Origin of the sequence: Bradyrhizobium sp., assembly GCF_004799445.1 — a bacterium.
In the GTDB taxonomy this organism is placed as follows: domain Bacteria; phylum Pseudomonadota; class Alphaproteobacteria; order Rhizobiales; family Xanthobacteraceae; genus Bradyrhizobium.
The window spans coordinates 36,095-53,185 of record NZ_SSNA01000027.1; the positions used below are offsets into that span (position 1 = coordinate 36,095).

A 17,091-nucleotide genomic window follows, 5' to 3' on the forward strand; every position below is an offset into this window, starting at 1 on the left:
CACCGCGCCATTGCGCCGCAACTGCGGCCACATCACGGAAAAGTATGATTTGCAGCCGGATTGCCATGTTTTCAGCTTTTTCGCCACCGATCTGCCCTCGCTTGCAAGTGACGGCACGATGCGCGAAATAAAGCGGCCCCCGATCAGGTGTACGTCGGGTGCTGGTCAAACCAAACGGGGACGAGACATGGCGGGTACGGTCGAACAGAAACTTGCGGCACAGGGCATCGTCTTGCATGAGCCGCCGAGCCCGGTGGCGAATTACGTCGGTTTCGTGCGCACCGGAAACCTGCTGTTCGTGTCCGGACAGGTTTGCGTCAACCCGGATGGCAAGCTGATCGCCAAGGGCAAGCTGGGCGCCGGCGTCACCGTGGAGCAAGGTAGCGCCGCCGCGCGCGGTTGCGCCATCAACCTCTTGGCGCAGATCAAGGCCGCGCTCGGCGACCTCGACAAGGTGGTTCGGGTGGTTCGCCTCGGCGGTTTTGTCAATTCCGCCCCGGATTTTCTCGATGGGCCGAAAGTGCTCAACGGCGCCTCCGATCTGATGGTCGCGGCCTTCGGTGACAAGGGCCGCCATGCCCGCACCACGGTCGGCGTCGCTTCGCTGCCGTCAGACGCGGCGGTCGAGGTCGAAGGGGTGTTCGAAGTCTCTTAGAGCGGAGCTGCGCGGGTGCGCGCACCCGACTGGCTGACGGCACGGCCGGTGGCCCATCGCGGCCTGCACGACCGCGCGCGCGGCATCATCGAGAACATGCCGGGCGCGGCGCTTGCCGCGATCGATGGCAATTTCGCCATCGAATGCGATATCCAGCTCACCGCCGACGGCGAGGCCATGGTGCATCATGACGACGCGCTGGGCCGCCTCGCCGAAGGCTCCGGCGCCCTGCTCGGCTTGACCTCGCAAGCACTCAAGGCGGTCACGTTCAGGGACACCCCGGAACGCATGATGTCGCTCGGCGATCTCTGTGCGCTGGTCGGAGGTCGCGTCCCGATCGTGATCGAGCTGAAGAGCCATTTTGACGGCGACCGCAAACTGGTGAGGCGGATGGCAGAGGTGCTCAGCACCTATGCCGGACTGGTGGCGGCCATGTCATTCGACCCGGATCAGGTGACGGCGCTGCGCGAGACGATGCCGGAGCTTCCCCGCGGCATTGTTGCCCAACGGCTCTACAGCGAAGCCGACTGGCCGGAGGCCACAATGGCGCAGCGGAACGGCATGCTGCATCTGAAGCACGCGTTCCACACAAGGCCGCATTTCGTGGCTTATTGGGTGAATGATTTGCCAGCGCCGGCGCCCTGGATCGCGCGCCACGTTTTCGGCCTGCCGCTCCTGACCTGGACGGTGCGGACACCGCAGCAGCGCGAGCGCGCCGTCCGCTACGCCGATCAGATGATCTTTGAAGATTTCCGGCCGTAAGATCCCCCGGCGTCAAGCCCTTCAAATCGGCGGAACCCGCGCCCTTGAAGTCGAAAGCGCAATGCCCGATCTTTGGTAGCATGGTCACCATCTGCGATGGCTGATCGTGGCGCGTGACCGGTTCAAATCATCGATGGATTCATCCGAAATAACCCTCGAAGCCGTGTCGTCCATCAGCCAGATCCCGGCTGAGGATTGGGATGCCTGTGCCAATCCGCATCCAGATCCCGGCAGCCTCGATGGCCTGGACACATTGGCCTTGCCTGGCTCCCCCAGCGACTCCTGCACTGGCTTAAAGCCACCCTATAACCCCTTTGTTTCGCATGCCTTTTTCTCGGCCCTGGAGGCGTCCGGGTCGGCCTGCGCGCGGACCGGCTGGGGACCACGCCATTTGCTCGCCCGGCGCGAAGGCGTGATCGCCGGAATCGTGCCCTGCTACCTCAAATCGCACTCGCAGGGCGAATACGTGTTCGATCGCGGCTGGGCCGACGCCTATGAGCGCGCCGGCGGGCGCTATTACCCGAAGTTGCAGGCCTCGGTTCCCTTTACACCGGCAACCGGCCCTCGCCTGCTGATCCGCGAAGGCGTCGACAAGGATGAAATCGCAACCGCCCTGGCAAGCGGCCTGGTCGCACTGTGCGAGGCGACCAATGCCTCGTCGGCTCACGTCACCTTTGCGCGCGAGGCGGAATGGAAATTCCTGGCCCAATTCGGATTCCTGCAGCGGACCGACCAGCAGTTCCACTGGCACAACCAGGATTACCGGAGTTTTGACGATTTCCTCGCCACCCTCAATTCGCGCCATCGCAAGGCGATCAAGCGGGAACGGCGCGACGCCTTGGCCAACGGCATCACAATCCACGCGCTCAACGGCGGCGACATCACCGAGGACGCCTGGGACGCGTTCTTTGCCTTCTACATGGAGACCGGTTCGCGCAAATGGGGCCGGCCCTACCTGACCCGCGCCTTCTTCTCGCTGATCGGCGAGACCATGGCCAATGACGTGCTGCTGATCATGGCGAGGCGCAACAACCGCTGGATCGCCGGCGCCATCAATTTCATCGGTTCCGACACGCTGTTCGGCCGCAACTGGGGCGCGATCGAGCACCATCCCTTCCTGCATTTCGAGGTCTGTTACTATCAGGCGATCGATTTCGCGATTTCGCGCGGCCTGAAAATCGTCGAGGCCGGCGCCCAGGGCGAACACAAGATCGCCCGCGGATACTTGCCGCAAACCACTTATTCGGCGCATTACATCGCCGATCCCGGCCTGCGCCGCGCGATCGAGGAGTATCTGCGGCGTGAACGCGCCTATGTGGCGGAGGCCGCGCGCGAACTCACCGAAGCCGCACCGTTTCGCAAGAACGCCGACGAGCCAGCCAGCGAGTAGAACCAGATTCAGGAGCCGCCATGCCCGCCTATGACGCCAACAACCCCTTCGCCAAGATCCTGCGCGGCGAATTCCCTTGCTATAAGGTGTATGAGGACGACCACACGCTGGCGTTTCTCGACATCATGCCGCGTTGTCCCGGACATACGCTGGTGATCCCGAAAGCGCCGGCACGGAACATCCTCGATATTGCGGCGGAAGATTTCGCCCATGTCGCGCGCACCTCCCACAGAATCGCGCGCGCCGCGATGACCGCGTTTGCGGCCGATGGCCTCACCGTGCAGCAATTCAGCGAACATGCCGGCGGCCAGGTGGTGTTTCACCTGCACATGCACGTGATGCCGCGCCACGATGGCGTGGCGCTATTGCCGCCGGCGAGCCGCAAGGAAGACGCCAAGGTGCTGGAGGAGAATGCGGCGAAGCTGGCGGCGGCGCTGAAGTAAAATCGTCCGCGCGCTTCCTTACCAATGCTGCGCTATCCAACCACATTCGTCATTCCGGGATGCGCCTCTTGGCGCAGGCCCGGAATCCATACTCCCGATAGTGGTTATGGATTCCGGGCTCGCGACTTCGTCGCGCCCCGGAATGACAGAAACACTATTCTCCCTCCGAATCCCCTCGCTTCTGCGCCGCCAGCGGCGAGAATTCGCAGCGGTCGGGCTTGAGATCGAGCAACGGCGTTTGGTCGAGGCAATCGAGCCCTCGCACCAGCACGGTCGAGCCCTCGATGCCGACCAGCTTGACGATCGACGTGCCGATCGGATTCGGCCGCACCGGCGAGCGCAGCGAGAACGTGCCGCGGGTCGACTTGTTGTTCTTCGGGCTTTGCAGCACGAGATTGCGCGGCGATTGATGCAGCCAGTAGATCACTTCGAGATTTGAGTAGAAATCGACGCCCTTCAGCGCCGGCACCCATGGCTCGAAAATCTCGAGCCGGCAGACCGGACCGTCATGGCTTCCTTGCCTCGGCGTATCCTCGCGCGAGGTCCAGGGCGTGCGGATGCGGCCGATGAAGACGAGGCCGGCGTCGCGGGCCGGCGGCATCTCGACGGCGAGTTCGCCCTCCCGAATTTCTCTCTCTCCAACCATGCTTCAATCCAATGAAATGTGCCGCGTCTTGATTACATCGGCCCACCGCGCTCGGTCGGCATCGATGAATTCCGTGATGGCAGCCCTGCTGCGCGGTCGTAGCACCGAATAGCCGATCTTCTCCAGTGAGGCGCGGAACGCGTCGTTGTTCATTGCCCGGTCGAGGCTGGCCTCCAGGATTTGCGCCACGCTATCCGGCACCTTGGCGGGCGCCACGACGCCGAACCAGACGCTGACGAGGTAATCTGGATAGCCGCTCTCGGCAATGGTCGGAATATCAGGAAGATCGGAATTCCTGCGCGCCGAACTGACGCCCAGCGCCCGCAGCATTCCGGATCGCACCGGCGGGAGCGCCGTTCCCAGCGAGTCAAACATGAGCTGGATGTTACCCGCCAGGAGGTCGGTCAGCGCCGGCCCGGCACCTTTATAGGGCACATGGGTCATCTCGATGCCGGCCATTTGCCTGAACATCTCACCGGCAAGGTGAATGGTACCTCCCGTCCCAGCCGAGCCGAACGAGAGCTTGCCGGGATTTTGCTTGGCGTAGGCGACAAATTCCGCCACCGTCCTTGCCGGCACGGAGGGGTGGACTTCCATCACCACCGGCACCTCGGTGATCAGCGCCAGCACGCGAAAATCCCGAACCGGATCGTAGGACAGTTTCTTGTACAGCAACGGATTTTGCACGATCATCGAACCGGCCACGATCAAGAGGGTGTGACCGTCGGCGTCGGCGCGCGCCACCGTTTCGGCGCCGATCGCGCCCTGGGCCCCCGGCTTGTTCTCGACAAAAGCCGCCTGCCCGAGATCCCGGCCAAGAAAGTCAGCCACCAGCCGGCCGAGAACATCGGTCGGACCGCCCGCGGCATAGGGAACCACAACCCTGATCGAACGCGCCGGAAATTCGGCGGCGTTGCTGCTTGCCGTGGCGGCAAGCGCCGTGACGCTGACAAGCCAGGCGATCAAGGCCGACCTTGCGGGCAATTTCATGCCGTTTCCCCCATGGCGCGTTTTTTCACACAGTACCGGAATGCGGATTGGCTGCAATTCGTCAAACCGCCCGTGGCGATGCGCTTGTCAGCCGAGCCACCCGCCTAAGACGACCTTTGTCATGCGCCGTCACCCCCTGACATTCATGTTTCGCAACACCAGACAGGCGCCGCCGGCGCGCCGGATGCGGTTGCAAAGATCGTCGGCGGCGGGGCGTGTGTCGGCGCCGATCCGCACCTGATAGAACGTGCGGGTACCCCGGCTGCGGAACAACGAACTGAGCAGGCTTGGATCCTGGTCGCCGATCACGGCGCGCAACCGCGTCATCGCGCGTGAATACATTGCCAGCGCGCGGTCGCGGTTGAAGCCGGCCGCGAGCTGCACGCCCCACGGCCGGTCGGCACCAAGCTCTATATGTTGTTCGAGCTCGGTGACAAACGGATTGGGCGCGTGCTTGAGCAGCGCCATCATCTCACGGCAACCGGCATTCGGCGCGCGATCGGGCACCCTGCCATTCTTGCCGGTGGCCGCCCATTGGTCGATCGTGGTGCCGGTAATGGCAACGACGTAATTGCGTGTCTCCTGCGGCATCGCGCCGGTGCCCGCGAGCCATTCCTGCGCTCGCCGCGGTCCGGCATTGTAGGCGGCCGCGGCCAGCCCGAGATTGCCGAACTGGTTGCGCAATTCGCTGAGGAATTCGGCGGATTTCGGCAGCGCCTGCACCGGATCGAACGGATCGAGCAAACGACGCTCGCTCGCGGTGCCCGGCATGAATTGGGCGATGCCTTGGGCGCGCTGGCCGAGGCGCGTGAGGGGACCCACGGCATCGGACTGGAAACGGCTCTCCTGCCAGATCACGCGCGCGAAGAACTCAAGCGGCAAGTCGTTGGCCTTCGCCGCCGCCTCGATCATCAGGCACACGGCCTCCCTTGTATCGGCCTCCCGCGCGGCCGCCGCCGGCTTCTGTATGGTACCCTTGCTTGTATCGTTGGGGGTAGCGAGCTCTTCCACGCTCGGCGTCGCGATCCCAACGCCGGTTTGCCCCGGCGCCGCCTCCTCCGCGGCCGCCACCGGCGAGATGAGCGTCACGACCGCAGCGCAAAGTGCTGCACGCGCTGCCTTGGGCATTTGCATGGCGGTTCTGTCCTCGGCTAGACCGTGCTTGACACGGGGAACCGGCAGCCTAGCTATTTTGCAATGATGGCACGTCTATGGGAACGTGAGGATATGACGGCAGCTTCGGACGACCAGCTTGGCTTTGCGCCTGAGGACGACGCGCCGATTCCGTATATGGCGCGGACCCGGGAATATTACGCGGCGATCGGCTATACCACGCCCTATCGCTGGGCCCATTATATCGATGCGCCGTTCCAGCCTCTGCGCAAGCCGCTGGCCCAATCCCGCATCGCCATCGTCACGACGGCGGCACCCTTCGATCCCGCCAAGGGCGATCAAGGTCCCGGCGCCAAATACAATGGCGGCGCCAAATTCTATTCGGTCTACGACGGCGATACCTCGAAGCCGCACGATTTGCGGATTTCGCACATCGCCTATGACCGTGTGCACACTTCGGCCGACGACAGCGGCACCTGGTTTCCGCTGCCGCAATTGCGGCGACTTGAGCGCGAGCGACGGATCGGCGAAGTCGCGCCGCGTTTCTTCGGCGCACCGACCAACCGCAGCCATCGCGTCACGATCGAAACCGATGCGCCCGAAATTCTCTCCCGCTGCCAAGCCGACAAGGTCGACGCCGCGGTGCTGGTGCCGAACTGCCCGGTCTGCCACCAGACCGTCAGCCTGGTCGCCCGGCATCTGGAGGCCAACGGCATTTCCACGGTCGTGATGGGCTGCGCCAAAGACATCGTCGAGCATGCCGCGGTGCCGCGGTTTCTGTTTTCGGATTTTCCGCTCGGCAATTCCGCCGGCAAGCCGCAGGATGTGGGCTCGCAGGCATTTACCCTTGAGCTCGCGCTGCGGCTGCTGGAAGCCGCGCCGGCGGCGCAAACCACGGTGCAATCGCCGTTGCGCTGGCGTGCGGATGCCGCCTGGAAGCGCGATTATAACAATGTTGCGGCCCTGAGCGCCGAGGAGCTGGCGCGGCGACGGCGCGAGTTCGACGCGCAGAAGGAAATCGCGCGCGGCCTGCGCGAAACTGCGGCCTAAGGCCCCCCGATCGTCCAAAACCCCGTCAATTTCGGCTCTCCCGGACCAATATCGGTTTACGTTAACGGCGCTTTTTGCCCTCTTTTTGCCCTCTGCGGGCTTCCGCAGGCAGCAAAGCCGCGTAAAAGTCTGCCTCTTTATTGGGAGTTTTTCGATGCCGGACCGACGCCAGAGCCCGCGCGACAAGGTTATTTATGGCGGGGTCGCCGAGATCGGCGAGCATGGCGCATCCAGAGACTGCGTCGTGCGCAACATCTCCGAAAACGGCGCCCATCTGGAATTCAGCAACGACGTCAGGCTCCCGAAAGAGCAGATCCTGCTGACCATCGCACGCAAGGGCCGCTCCGTCCTCGCCAGGATCATCTGGTGGCGCGACAATTTCGTCGGCGTCGCGTTCAATTCGGAATCTTCCTCCGAACTGCCCGGCTCCGACCTTGCGGAACGGCTGCGCAAGAGTGAAAAGAAAAAACGCCAGCTGCAGCGCCGCATCAAACAGCTCCTGGAAGGCTGAGCGCCGCTATACGCCAGTCCAGCGCAAGCGGCTCTTGTCGAGCTGATCTGCCATGCCCATAATCGCCCGTCTTCGAACAGGAAGCTCGGGAAAACCATGCGTGCATTCTCACTGATCTTGTTCGCCGCGCTGACCTGCTTCGTCAGCGAGACCGTGTCGGCGCAGACCGCGGACCGCACCATCGACGAGATCAAGACCGAGACGCTCGCGCGTGCCCAGACCGGGGCCTATCCGGTGTTGGGCATCCAGCCCGTTGACGCCAGCGATGCCCTCGGCCGCATCCGCACCCGAGATCCCGACGAATGGGCCGCGGCCTGGAGCGCCGTCGCCGACGGCTACATGGCAAAAGCGAAGGCGGCGAGCGATCCGAAGGAGGCTGACGCGAACTTCGTCCGCGCTTGGCGGCTTTATTATTTCGGCCAATGGCCGGCGCCGACTTCCGCCGGCAAGCAGGCTGCGTATCAGCGGACCATCGATGCCTATCTGCAGCATGCCCGGTTTTTCGATCCGCCGCTCGAAGTCGTGCGCATTCCCTTTGAAGGCAAGGAAATCGTCGGCTACCTGCGGCTGCCTGCCAATGCCAAGCGCCCGGTGCCGCTGGTATTGGCCATTTCGGGCCTGGACAGCCGCAAGGAAACCGTCGCCGAAACCTATGCGGCGGCGCTTTCCGAAGGCATCGGGTTCTTCGCGGTCGACAGTCCCGGCACCGGGCAGGCGCCGCGCAAGGCGGACGAGACCTCCGATCAGACGTATTCGCGCGTGCTCGATTATCTCGCGACACGGCCGGAGATCGACAAGAATCGCATCCTCGTGCACGGCCAGAGCTTCGGCGCGTACTGGGCCGCGAAGCTGGCGCACACCGAGGCCAAACGCCTAGCGGGCGCCGTTACCCAATCCCCGCCGATCCACCGCACCTTCCAGCCGGATTTCTTTCGAAGCCGGATGTACACCCGCGAATATCTGTTCGACCTGCTTCCGGCCAGTCTGTTCGTGTACGGTCTGAAATCGGCCGACGAGCTGATCGCATTCCTGCCCAAAATGTCCCTGCAGGCGCAGGACTTGCTCGGCAAGCCGACCGCGCCGATCCTGGTGGTCGGTGGAACGCGGGATACACAAGTGCCCATTGACGATCTCGAACTGCTCATCAACAGCGGCAGCGGGCCGCGCGAGGCCTGGATCAATCCGGCTGGCGGGCATATGGGCCGCACCGCCGGTACGTGGCCGGATCCGGTGATCTTTCGCCAGGTCATTCTGCCCTGGGAAGTGCGGCGTCTGAACCAGAAGCCTGACGCGCCATAGACCGAACCGACCGTCCTGCCGCGGCAATACGCGACCGATGGCAGTGCCACACCGGCGTCCATTCGTGATCAAGTTGCGGCGCCTAGGTTACCGCAGCGGACGACCGCCCAACATCCCTCTGGCCACGCGACCGCTATGCTATAAGCTTGCGGCCGGATTGGCCGGCCTGCCCGGCCGCCGGACGGCAACAAAAAAAGACCCTTGGAGGAATCCCCATGTCAGCAGCTCCGACGAGCCGCGTCTTGCTCAATCGCCGCATCCTTCTGCGCGCGGGCGCCGGCATGGCCGGCATTCTCGCCACCGGCCGCGCGCCCGCATTCGCGCAAGCGTCGCCGAAGAAACTGGTATTCGCGCACATCAATGCGGTGCCGGAATCGGCCGCGGTCGCCTTCGACTGGATGGCGAAGGAGCTGACCGCGCGGTCAAACGGCGCGCTCGAGATGCAGTTCTTCGGCAAGACCCTGATCCCGCAGGAGCTGGAGATCATGAACGCGGTCAAATCCGGCAGCATCGCAATGGGCAGCCCGGCCGGCGCCGCCGCCACCGTGTTTCCGGAAATGGGCGCCCTGCTCGTGCCCTATCTGGTGAAGGATTACACCTCGGCCTACGCCATGCTGAACGGGCGGATCGGCGACACGCTCAGCCGGGAGATTGAGGACAAGTACAAGCTCAAGGTGCTCTGCTATTTCGATTACGGCTTCCGTCATTTCTGGACCGCGAAGAAGCCGATCGTCGAACCGAAAGACCTCCGCGGTCTGAAGATCCGCGTGCAGCAGGCGAAGATTTTCGGCGACACCATCAACGGGCTCGGCGGCAACGCCGTGCCGATGGCGTATGGCGAGGTTGTCACCGCCGCCAAGCAGGGCGTGATCGACGGCGGCGATCTGCCGATCGTCAACATGAAGGCGCTGAAGATCTACGAGGTGTCGAAATACGCCTCCCTCACCTATCACAATTACGGCCCGACCAATGCGGTGATGAATCTCGAAATCTGGAATGGGCTGACGGCCGACCAGCAGAAGCTGGTCATGGATCTTGCCCGCGCCGCGCAGGAAAAGATCCGCGAGGCGACCGAGTCAGTCGACAATTTCGCCAAAGCCAAGGAAACGCTCGAGCCGCTCGGCATGACCGTGGTCGAAGCCAATGTCGAGGAGTTCCGGAAAGTCGCGCAACAGAAGATATGGCCGGCCTATAAAAGCCAGTACGGCGCCTTGTGGGACGCGATCGAAGGCTTCAAGGTTTGAGTAACTGCGGGGCCGAAGCCGGCCCCTCGCCGCCCATCATTGCCGGAATTCCATTGCGCATGCTGCGTCTGCTCTCAGCCGTCCCGAAATTCACGGTCACGGCGCTGATCGTCCTTGCCATCGTCAACCTCCTGGTCGGCGTCATCCTGCGCTATTTCGTCGGCGCCATCGCCGACTGGCTCGACGTCGACCCGGTGCCCTTCACCTGGGTTGAGGAAGTGGGCGAACTCTCGCTGGCTTGGCTGACGCTGATAGGTGCTGCAATCGGCATCCAGTCGCGCTCACACTTCGCGCTCGCGGTGTTCGTGCATCGGCTGCCGGAGACCGCGCAGCTCTGGATCCACCGCTTCAATCACGCGCTCATCGTCGGGGTCGGCCTGCTCGTGGCGTGGTACGGCTTCAAGCTCTGCCTGCTCAACCGCACGCTGGCGACGCCGGGGCTTCAGATCAATCTCGCCTGGCTCTACGCGTCCTCGGTGGTCGGCGGCATCCTGATCGCGATGTATGGTTTCGCGATGATGGTCTCGCCGCTGCCGCAACGCGATCCCCAGCACTGAGGCGGACCATTCATGCTGCTTGCGACCGTCGCCGCCGTCTTCGTTGTCCTGATCCTGCTCTCGATGCCGATCGTGTTCGCGCTCGGCGTCGCCGGCATCGCGGGACTGTGGATCGGCGGCTATCCGATGCAGCAGCTTTCCTCGGCGTTGGTGTCGGGATCGCAGAGCTGGGTGCTGCTCGCCATCCCTGCCTTCGTGTTCGCCGGCAATCTGATGGAACGCTGCGGCATGAGCCACGCGCTGGTGGAGCTGGCGCGAGCCTTGATCGGCTGGGTCAAGGGCGGGCTCGGCATGTCGGTGATCGTGGTGGCGTATTTCTTCTCCGACATCTGCGGATCGAAGATGGCCGAGGTCTCCGCCCTCGGCTCGGCGCTGATGCCGCCGTTGACCAGGGCCGGCTACGACCGGCGCGATTCAGCCTCGCTGATCGCGGCCGGCACCGCGATGGGCATGCTGGTGCCGCCGGCGATCTTCATGATCGTGATCGCACAGGTCACCAATACCTCGGCGGTCGCGCTGTTCGTCGCCGGCTTCGTTCCGGCCATGGTGATCATGCTGTGCCTGATGGCGGTGGTTTATATCCGCGCGCGGCAGAACGATTGGCCGGTCGATTCCAGGCCAAGCCTCAAGCGCCTCGGTCACGCCGCGCTGCACGCCGCGGTGCCGATGGTGGTGCCGTTCGTGATACTGGCCGGCTTCATCCTCGGCATCATCACCGCCACCGAGGCCGGCGCCGTGGTTGCGGGTTATGCGTTTCTCGCCGCCAGACTCTACTATCGCAACGTCTCCTGGCGCGAGATGGGCAGAATTGCCTATGACAGCGCGATCCTCACCGCCGCAGTGGTGTTCCTGCTCGCGGTCGCTTCGGTCTATCAATATCTGATGGGCGTGAGCGGCGTGCCGCAATTGCTCGGCCAGCTGCTGGGGCCGCTGAAAACGCATCCGTGGCTGTTTCTGATCGGAACCGCCGTCATGAGCTGCCTGTTCGGCATGGTGCTGGAGGGGCTGCCCGCCGCGGTCGTGCTGATCCCGGTGGTGTTTCCGATCGCCGAGGCGATGGGCATCGACCCGATCCATTTCAACATCGTGCAGACCGCAGCCGTCGGCATCGGCCTGTTCCTGCCGCCGATGGGCGTCGGGCTATTGATGGCGCTGCGCTTCGCAAAGCTGAATGTCGGCCAGCACTTCCGCACCTATGTGCCGTACATGCTGGCATTGTTCGCCGGGCTCTTGCTGATCATCTGCATCCCCGAGATCAGCCTGACGCTGCCGAGGCTCGCGGGGTTGATCAGGTAAAGCACGCCGCGATGCCGTCGCCATCAACACCGATGGCGAACGCCATCCTTGCCCAGAAAGGTGCCAGACGACGGGTCATAGGAACGATACGATCGACAATAGGCAAGGTCGCGGGCGGGCCCGAAATAGATCTGGGATGGATAGGGTACGGCCGAGCGCCTCGGATTGCTCTCCAGGAATCCAGCGGCTCCGATCGTTGCGAAAATTGGATCGGGGGCGAAATTCCCCGGGAAAACGCCATTGCTCGGGAAGTCGCGGTCGTCGTTGCGGCTGTCATAATAAAAGCTACTGGTATTGCCGTAGCGGAGGGTGCGCTCGCCATAATTCTGGGCGGAAGCGGGCGCCGCGGCAGCGAATGCGGTTAAAGCCGCAACCAGCAGGCATTTTCCTAACTTTATCGAGGTGACCGGCTGATGCATCATGGTCTGATCATCTCCCAATCGCCTTTCCATCCCTCGAGCCTTCCCTTTCGAAACTGCAGATAGAGCCCGTCGCTGCGGGTCGATAGTGCGCTTCCCTTGACGTTCGGTATTGCCAGAAGCAGCTCGTCCCCGGGACGGCCGCGAACGTAGTTCAGCGGTACGCCCAAAGCTTGCGAAGCCTGCTCAGCGTTCATGCCGAAATTCAGCGGGGCACCATTGGTCCGCTGCAGAGGTTGCTGACTCCAGGCAGGCGCCAAAGTGACGCTCGCAACCACAATCCATGAGGCCACGGCGTTGACCATCAACCTTTTCGGAGAAAATTTGGAGCGCACCGACATTCTAGACCATCCAGGACCTGCAGCGCAGCCAAAGTCACTCCAAGGTATTTTTCCAAGCGCCAAGTGGTTTTAGAACGCTCGGGCGGGCCGATCAATGTCTTTAGTGGGTTGTTCGAGGCTCCGAGGGATATGCCTATCAACGTTGGTGCATCGACGGCAAGGCCTTGGCGCGGATGGGCGCCACCGGACGGCGCGCCTCGCCGGCCTCCAGCGTGAAACGCTGATCGAGCGCGTACCAGGGCGCTGAAAAGCCCAGCTCGGGCGAGGGTTCGTCGTGGCGTATGTAGTTGCCGATCAGCGCCCGCGTGACGCCGAACTGCACATCCGAATCAATATGCTCGTCGTCGGGCGCATAGACTTGCGAGATCAGCGTCTTGAAGCCCGGCTTGTAGACCATGAAATGCAGATGCGCGGGCCGGAAGTTGTGGCGGCGGGTGACCCGCACCAGTTCTCCGACCGGTCCGTCGACCGGAATAGGATAGCCCGCAGGCATGACGCTGCGGAAATCAAAGCGCCCGGCTTCGTCGGAAATAAAACGCCCGCGCAAATTCATCTCGGCCTGCCCGGGATCCTGGTTCTCATAGAGTCCCTCCGGCGAGGAATGCCAGACATCGATTTCGGCGCCCGCGACGGCACGCCCGTTCCCGTCCTGGAGGGAAGCGCGAACGACAAGTCCCGGACCGGGCGTCGGTGAGCGCACCAGCGTATCGCCGCTTGCGCTCAGCGGCTGATCGTCCCGCCAGAATGGCCCCAGCAGATTGGCCTGGGTCTCGGTCTGGCCGTTGTTGCCGTTATTGAGCAGACAGACCAGCGACGACACGCCCAGTGAGCCCGCCATCAACACCACCTCGTTGTGCGAAGGAGTTGTCTTCTGTCCCATCGCCACGATGACCCTGACCGCCTCCTGAAACTCGCGCTCGGTCAGGCGCACCTCGCGCACAAACCCGTGCAGGTGGCGCACCAGCGCCAGCAATATCTCGCGCAGGCGCGGATCCTCCGTCCGCGAGACAGCTGCTACGACCGCGTCCGTCACCATGGCCTGATTTTCGATGATCATTTGCGTCCCCTGCTGTCGCGCCGTGATCGCACCCACATGCAGCGCCGCATGACGTCTTTATGTCGGGACCATGCGGCAGCCAAGACATCGCGCAACAAAAAAGCCGGCGGTCTTGCGACGCGCCGGCTCTCCAATTCGCAATATCAACTAATCAAGCCTTGACCAGCGGGCCTCGCGAGGCCGGGCCCTTCGACCCGCCGCTTGGACCACTCGGTTTCGGCTTGCGCGGCACGGTGCGCTTGCGCGCGCCGGGCAGCTTTTCCGGCTTCGGGGTGACCGGCCCTTCGACGAATTCGAAGCCGATCTTTTCCTGCGCAGGATCGGCTGCTGCCTCGTCCTTGACCAGCACGACACGGACGTGACCGCCGCCCTTCAGCTTGCCGAACAGCACCTCGTCGGCCAGCGGCTTCTTGATGTGCTCCTGGATCACGCGCGCCATCGGCCGCGCGCCCATCTGCTCATCATAGCCATGCTGCACCAGCCATGCCTTGGCCGGTTCCGACAATTCGATGGTGACGTCGCGATCGGCGAGCTGGGCCTCGAGCTGCAGTACGAACTTCTCCACCACCATGCCGATCACGTCGGCATTGAGGTGCGCGAACGAGACGATGGCGTCGAGCCGGTTGCGGAATTCCGGCGCGAACTGCCGGTTGATCGCTTCGTGATCGTCGCCTTCCCGCTTGTTGCGGGTGAAGCCGAAGGCCTGGCGCGCGAGGTCGGCGGCGCCCGCATTGGTGGTCATGATCAGGATCACGTTGCGGAAATTGACCTGCTTGCCGTTATGGTCGGTCAGCCGGCCATGATCCATGATCTGCAGCAGCACGTTGTACAGGTCCGGATGCGCCTTCTCGATTTCGTCGAGCAACACCACGCAATGCGGATGCTGGTCGACGCCGTCGGTGAGCAGCCCGCCCTGGTCGAAGCCGACATAGCCGGGAGGCGCGCCGATCAGGCGCGACACGGTATGCCGCTCCATATATTCGGACATGTCGAAGCGAATCAGCTCGACGCCCAGCGACGCTGCCAGCTGCTTTGCGACCTCGGTCTTGCCGACGCCGGTCGGACCCGAGAACAGATAACTGCCGATCGGCTTCTCCGGCTCGCGCAGGCCGGCCCGCGCCAGCTTGATCGAGGCCGACAGCGCTTCGATTGCCTTGTCCTGGCCAAACACCACGCGTTTCAAGGTCTGTTCGAGATGCTTCAAGACCTCGGCATCGTCCTTCGACACGCTCTTGGGCGGAATCCGCGCCATGGTCGCGATCGTGGTTTCGATCTCCTTGATGCCGATGATCTTCTTGCGCTTGTTCTCGGCGACCAGCATCTGCGCCGCGCCGGACTCATCGATCACGTCGATTGCCTTGTCCGGCAGCTTGCGGTCATGGATGTAGCGCGACGACAATTGCACCGCGGCCTCGATCGCCTCGTTGGTATATTTCAGCCGGTGGTAGTCCTCGAAATAGGGCTTCAGGCCCTTGAGGATCGCAATCGCGTCCTCTACCGTCGGCTCGTTGATGTCGATCTTCTGGAACCGGCGCACCAGCGCGCGGTCCTTCTCGAAGTGCTGGCGATATTCCTTGTAGGTGGTCGAGCCCATGCAGCGGATGGTGCCCGATGCCAATGCCGGCTTGAGCAGATTGGAAGCATCCATCGCGCCGCCGGAAGTCGCGCCCGCACCGATCACGGTGTGGATCTCATCAATAAACAGGATGGCGTTCGGATGCGCCTCGAGTTCCTTGAGCACCTGCTTCAGCCGCTCCTCGAAGTCGCCGCGATAGCGGGTACCGGCCAGCAGCGTGCCCATGTCCAGCGAGAACACGGTAGCCGCCGCCAACACCTCCGGCACTTCGCTGTCGACGATACGCTTGGCCAGCCCTTCCGCAATCGCGGTCTTGCCGACACCGGCTTCACCGACGAACAGCGGGTTGTTCTTCTGCCGACGGCACAGCACCTGGATGGCGCGATTGATCTCGGAATTTCGTCCGATCACCGGATCGATCTTGCCGTCACGGGCCTTCTTGTTGAGGTTCACGCAGTAGGTATCGAGCGCCTCGCCCTTCTTCTTGGAATCCTCGTTGCCTTTGGTCTCGGTCTCTTCATCGACACCGCGGACGGGACGCGCTTCCGATACCCCGGGCCGCTTGGCGATGCCGTGGCTGATGTAATTGACCGCGTCGTAACGGGTCATATCCTGCTCCTGCAGGAAATAGGCGGCGTGGCTCTCGCGCTCGGCGAAGATCGCGATCAGAACGTTGGCGCCGGTGACCTCTTCGCGACCTGACGACTGGACGTGAATCACCGCGCGCTGAATCACCCGCTGAAAGCCCGCGGTCGGCTTGGCGTCGTCGGCACCGTCGGTGACCAGGTTTTCAAACTCGGTCTCGAGATAGTTGACGAGACTGGTGCGCAGCTTGTCGAGATCGACGCTGCAGGCGCGCATGACGGCTGCCGCATCCGAGTCATCGATCAGCGACAGCAGAAGGTGTTCGAGCGTCGCATATTGATGATGACGCTCGTTTGCAATCGCCAGCGCTCGATGCAGGGATTGTTCTAGGCTTTGGGAAAAAGTCGGCATCGCGTCCTCTGTGGCCCCCGCCATCATGATCGTCGTTTCCTGGTCAGGCAACAACAACCTTTGTCATATATAGTCATATCCGATCATGGCGAAAGACCGGTTCCCGCGACAGGGTTACCTGCACGCTCACGTGATTTCGCAGGTTACCCGTGTTTATCCGGGTCCACCCGTGTCTGACAGCACGGCTCTGACGACCTGCCGATGCAAAACCCGTTCCGAACTTCGGCGGGTCGCACGTGTCGTCACTTCTTTTCCATCACGCATTGCAGGGGATGCTGGTGCTTGCGTGCAAAATCCATCACCTGGGTCACCTTGGTCTCGGCGATTTCATAGGTGAATATCCCGCACTCCCCGATCCCGTGATGATGGACGTGCAGCATGATCTTGGTCGCGGCCTCGACATCCTTCTGGAAGAATTTCTCCAGGACGTGAACGACGAATTCCATTGGCGTGTAATCGTCGTTCAGTATCAGCACGCGATAGAGATTGGGCCGTTTTGTCTTCGGTTTGACTTTGGCGATAACGGACGTCGCGGGACCGCCGGTTCCACCAGCGCGGTTCTCATCGTTGCCCATTCGGGGAGCAGATGTACCGACCGGCGGCACGGACGGATCAGGTCTGGTAATTAATTGCAACATGGCACAGGCGTTCGAAGTCCCCACGAGAGGCTGCATAGCGGCCGAGCCGACGTGCTCCGATGGGAGCGATCGAACAACCCCGGACACCTCTCCAAATCGCCGCTCCCG

18 protein-coding genes are annotated in these 17,091 nt (G+C 62.9%); 10 read left to right on the forward strand and 8 right to left on the reverse strand.

Features of this window, described 5'->3' with window-relative positions:
- The first annotated feature begins 187 nt into the window (after positions 1 to 187).
- The 4 genes from E8A46_RS02840 (at position 188) to E8A46_RS02855 (ending at position 3,250) form a co-directional block, all read left to right on the forward strand.
- Positions 188 to 655, forward strand: a complete 468-nt coding sequence (locus E8A46_RS02840) for a RidA family protein (RefSeq protein WP_291557174.1) — start codon at positions 188 to 190, stop codon at positions 653 to 655.
- A gap of 15 nt (positions 656 to 670) precedes the next feature.
- A complete protein-coding gene (locus tag E8A46_RS02845) occupies positions 671 to 1,417 on the forward strand; it encodes a glycerophosphodiester phosphodiesterase (RefSeq protein ID WP_291557177.1) in 747 nt (248 codons plus the stop codon).
- A 133-nt stretch (positions 1,418 to 1,550) separates the two neighbouring features.
- The gene (locus tag E8A46_RS02850) at positions 1,551 to 2,807 is read left to right on the forward strand and encodes a GNAT family N-acetyltransferase (protein WP_291557179.1); all 1,257 of its coding nucleotides are present in this window, start codon (positions 1,551 to 1,553) and stop codon (positions 2,805 to 2,807) included.
- Positions 2,808 to 2,827: 20 nt separating this feature from the next.
- Positions 2,828 to 3,250 carry an HIT domain-containing protein gene (locus E8A46_RS02855; RefSeq protein WP_291557182.1) on the forward strand — a complete coding sequence of 141 codons (423 nt, stop codon included), beginning with the start codon at positions 2,828 to 2,830 and terminating at the stop codon, positions 3,248 to 3,250.
- 154 nt (positions 3,251 to 3,404) lie between these two features.
- On the opposite strand, the gene tsaA is transcribed toward E8A46_RS02855, so the two are convergent.
- The 3 genes from tsaA to E8A46_RS02870 all read right to left on the reverse strand — a co-directional run bounded on the left by tsaA (position 3,405) and on the right by E8A46_RS02870 (position 6,020).
- Positions 3,405 to 3,896, reverse strand: coding sequence for a tRNA (N6-threonylcarbamoyladenosine(37)-N6)-methyltransferase TrmO (gene tsaA, locus E8A46_RS02860; RefSeq protein WP_291557185.1), 492 nt, complete (start codon positions 3,894 to 3,896; stop codon positions 3,405 to 3,407).
- A 3-nt stretch (positions 3,897 to 3,899) separates the two neighbouring features.
- The gene (locus E8A46_RS02865) at positions 3,900 to 4,886 is read right to left on the reverse strand and encodes a tripartite tricarboxylate transporter substrate binding protein (protein WP_291557188.1); all 987 of its coding nucleotides are present in this window, start codon (positions 4,884 to 4,886) and stop codon (positions 3,900 to 3,902) included.
- A gap of 129 nt (positions 4,887 to 5,015) precedes the next feature.
- Positions 5,016 to 6,020, reverse strand: coding sequence for a lytic transglycosylase domain-containing protein (locus E8A46_RS02870; protein ID WP_291557191.1), 1,005 nt, complete (start codon positions 6,018 to 6,020; stop codon positions 5,016 to 5,018).
- 93 nt (positions 6,021 to 6,113) lie between these two features.
- Here E8A46_RS02870 and E8A46_RS02875 point away from each other — a divergent pair, with 93 nt between their 5' ends.
- The 6 genes from E8A46_RS02875 to E8A46_RS02900 all read left to right on the forward strand — a co-directional run bounded on the left by E8A46_RS02875 (position 6,114) and on the right by E8A46_RS02900 (position 11,956).
- Positions 6,114 to 7,049, forward strand: a complete 936-nt coding sequence (locus E8A46_RS02875; RefSeq protein ID WP_291557194.1) for a glycine/sarcosine/betaine reductase selenoprotein B family protein — start codon at positions 6,114 to 6,116, stop codon at positions 7,047 to 7,049.
- A 154-nt stretch (positions 7,050 to 7,203) separates the two neighbouring features.
- On the forward strand, positions 7,204 to 7,560 hold the full coding sequence (locus E8A46_RS02880; RefSeq protein WP_291557197.1) for a PilZ domain-containing protein: 357 nt from the start codon (positions 7,204 to 7,206) through the stop codon (positions 7,558 to 7,560).
- 96 nt (positions 7,561 to 7,656) lie between these two features.
- On the forward strand, positions 7,657 to 8,859 hold the full coding sequence (locus E8A46_RS02885) for an alpha/beta fold hydrolase (RefSeq protein WP_291557200.1): 1,203 nt from the start codon (positions 7,657 to 7,659) through the stop codon (positions 8,857 to 8,859).
- 215 nt (positions 8,860 to 9,074) lie between these two features.
- The gene (locus tag E8A46_RS02890) at positions 9,075 to 10,103 is read left to right on the forward strand and encodes a TRAP transporter substrate-binding protein (RefSeq protein ID WP_291557202.1); all 1,029 of its coding nucleotides are present in this window, start codon (positions 9,075 to 9,077) and stop codon (positions 10,101 to 10,103) included.
- 59 nt (positions 10,104 to 10,162) lie between these two features.
- The gene (locus E8A46_RS02895; protein WP_291557204.1) at positions 10,163 to 10,660 is read left to right on the forward strand and encodes a TRAP transporter small permease; all 498 of its coding nucleotides are present in this window, start codon (positions 10,163 to 10,165) and stop codon (positions 10,658 to 10,660) included.
- A gap of 12 nt (positions 10,661 to 10,672) precedes the next feature.
- The gene (locus tag E8A46_RS02900; RefSeq protein WP_291557207.1) at positions 10,673 to 11,956 is read left to right on the forward strand and encodes a TRAP transporter large permease; all 1,284 of its coding nucleotides are present in this window, start codon (positions 10,673 to 10,675) and stop codon (positions 11,954 to 11,956) included.
- A gap of 23 nt (positions 11,957 to 11,979) precedes the next feature.
- On the opposite strand, the gene E8A46_RS30390 is transcribed toward E8A46_RS02900, so the two are convergent.
- The 5 genes from E8A46_RS30390 to clpS all read right to left on the reverse strand — a co-directional run bounded on the left by E8A46_RS30390 (position 11,980) and on the right by clpS (position 16,920).
- A complete protein-coding gene (locus tag E8A46_RS30390; RefSeq protein WP_363250959.1) occupies positions 11,980 to 12,378 on the reverse strand; it encodes a BA14K family protein in 399 nt (132 codons plus the stop codon).
- On the reverse strand, positions 12,375 to 12,716 hold the full coding sequence (locus tag E8A46_RS02910) for a hypothetical protein (protein ID WP_291557210.1): 342 nt from the start codon (positions 12,714 to 12,716) through the stop codon (positions 12,375 to 12,377). The genes E8A46_RS30390 and E8A46_RS02910 overlap by 4 nt, the downstream gene beginning before the upstream one ends.
- Positions 12,717 to 12,852: 136 nt before the next feature.
- Positions 12,853 to 13,773, reverse strand: coding sequence for a dioxygenase (locus E8A46_RS02915; RefSeq protein WP_291557213.1), 921 nt, complete (start codon positions 13,771 to 13,773; stop codon positions 12,853 to 12,855).
- A 151-nt stretch (positions 13,774 to 13,924) separates the two neighbouring features.
- On the reverse strand, positions 13,925 to 16,345 hold the full coding sequence (gene clpA / locus E8A46_RS02920) for an ATP-dependent Clp protease ATP-binding subunit ClpA (protein ID WP_291557216.1): 2,421 nt from the start codon (positions 16,343 to 16,345) through the stop codon (positions 13,925 to 13,927).
- Between the two features lie 242 nt (positions 16,346 to 16,587).
- Positions 16,588 to 16,920, reverse strand: a complete 333-nt coding sequence (clpS, locus tag E8A46_RS02925) for an ATP-dependent Clp protease adapter ClpS (protein ID WP_291557219.1) — start codon at positions 16,918 to 16,920, stop codon at positions 16,588 to 16,590.
- Positions 16,921 to 17,091: the final 171 nt, after the last annotated feature.

Coding starts and splice junctions, on each gene's coding strand:
- E8A46_RS02840 (WP_291557174.1), top strand. CDS start 188: ATGGCGGGTACGGTCGAACAGAAACTTGCGGCACAGGGCATCGTCTTG.
- E8A46_RS02850 (WP_291557179.1), top strand. CDS start 1,551: ATGGATTCATCCGAAATAACCCTCGAAGCCGTGTCGTCCATCAGCCAG.
- E8A46_RS02855 (WP_291557182.1), top strand. CDS start 2,828: ATGCCCGCCTATGACGCCAACAACCCCTTCGCCAAGATCCTGCGCGGC.
- tsaA (WP_291557185.1), bottom strand. CDS start 3,896: ATGGTTGGAGAGAGAGAAATTCGGGAGGGCGAACTCGCCGTCGAGATG.
- E8A46_RS02865 (WP_291557188.1), bottom strand. CDS start 4,886: ATGAAATTGCCCGCAAGGTCGGCCTTGATCGCCTGGCTTGTCAGCGTC.
- E8A46_RS02870 (WP_291557191.1), bottom strand. CDS start 6,020: ATGCAAATGCCCAAGGCAGCGCGTGCAGCACTTTGCGCTGCGGTCGTG.
- E8A46_RS02875 (WP_291557194.1), top strand. CDS start 6,114: ATGACGGCAGCTTCGGACGACCAGCTTGGCTTTGCGCCTGAGGACGAC.
- E8A46_RS02880 (WP_291557197.1), top strand. CDS start 7,204: ATGCCGGACCGACGCCAGAGCCCGCGCGACAAGGTTATTTATGGCGGG.
- E8A46_RS02885 (WP_291557200.1), top strand. CDS start 7,657: ATGCGTGCATTCTCACTGATCTTGTTCGCCGCGCTGACCTGCTTCGTC.
- E8A46_RS02890 (WP_291557202.1), top strand. CDS start 9,075: ATGTCAGCAGCTCCGACGAGCCGCGTCTTGCTCAATCGCCGCATCCTT.
- E8A46_RS02895 (WP_291557204.1), top strand. CDS start 10,163: ATGCTGCGTCTGCTCTCAGCCGTCCCGAAATTCACGGTCACGGCGCTG.
- E8A46_RS02900 (WP_291557207.1), top strand. CDS start 10,673: ATGCTGCTTGCGACCGTCGCCGCCGTCTTCGTTGTCCTGATCCTGCTC.
- E8A46_RS30390 (WP_363250959.1), bottom strand. CDS start 12,378: ATGATGCATCAGCCGGTCACCTCGATAAAGTTAGGAAAATGCCTGCTG.
- E8A46_RS02910 (WP_291557210.1), bottom strand. CDS start 12,716: ATGTCGGTGCGCTCCAAATTTTCTCCGAAAAGGTTGATGGTCAACGCC.
- E8A46_RS02915 (WP_291557213.1), bottom strand. CDS start 13,773: ATGATCATCGAAAATCAGGCCATGGTGACGGACGCGGTCGTAGCAGCT.
- clpA (WP_291557216.1), bottom strand. CDS start 16,345: ATGCCGACTTTTTCCCAAAGCCTAGAACAATCCCTGCATCGAGCGCTG.
- clpS (WP_291557219.1), bottom strand. CDS start 16,920: ATGGGCAACGATGAGAACCGCGCTGGTGGAACCGGCGGTCCCGCGACG.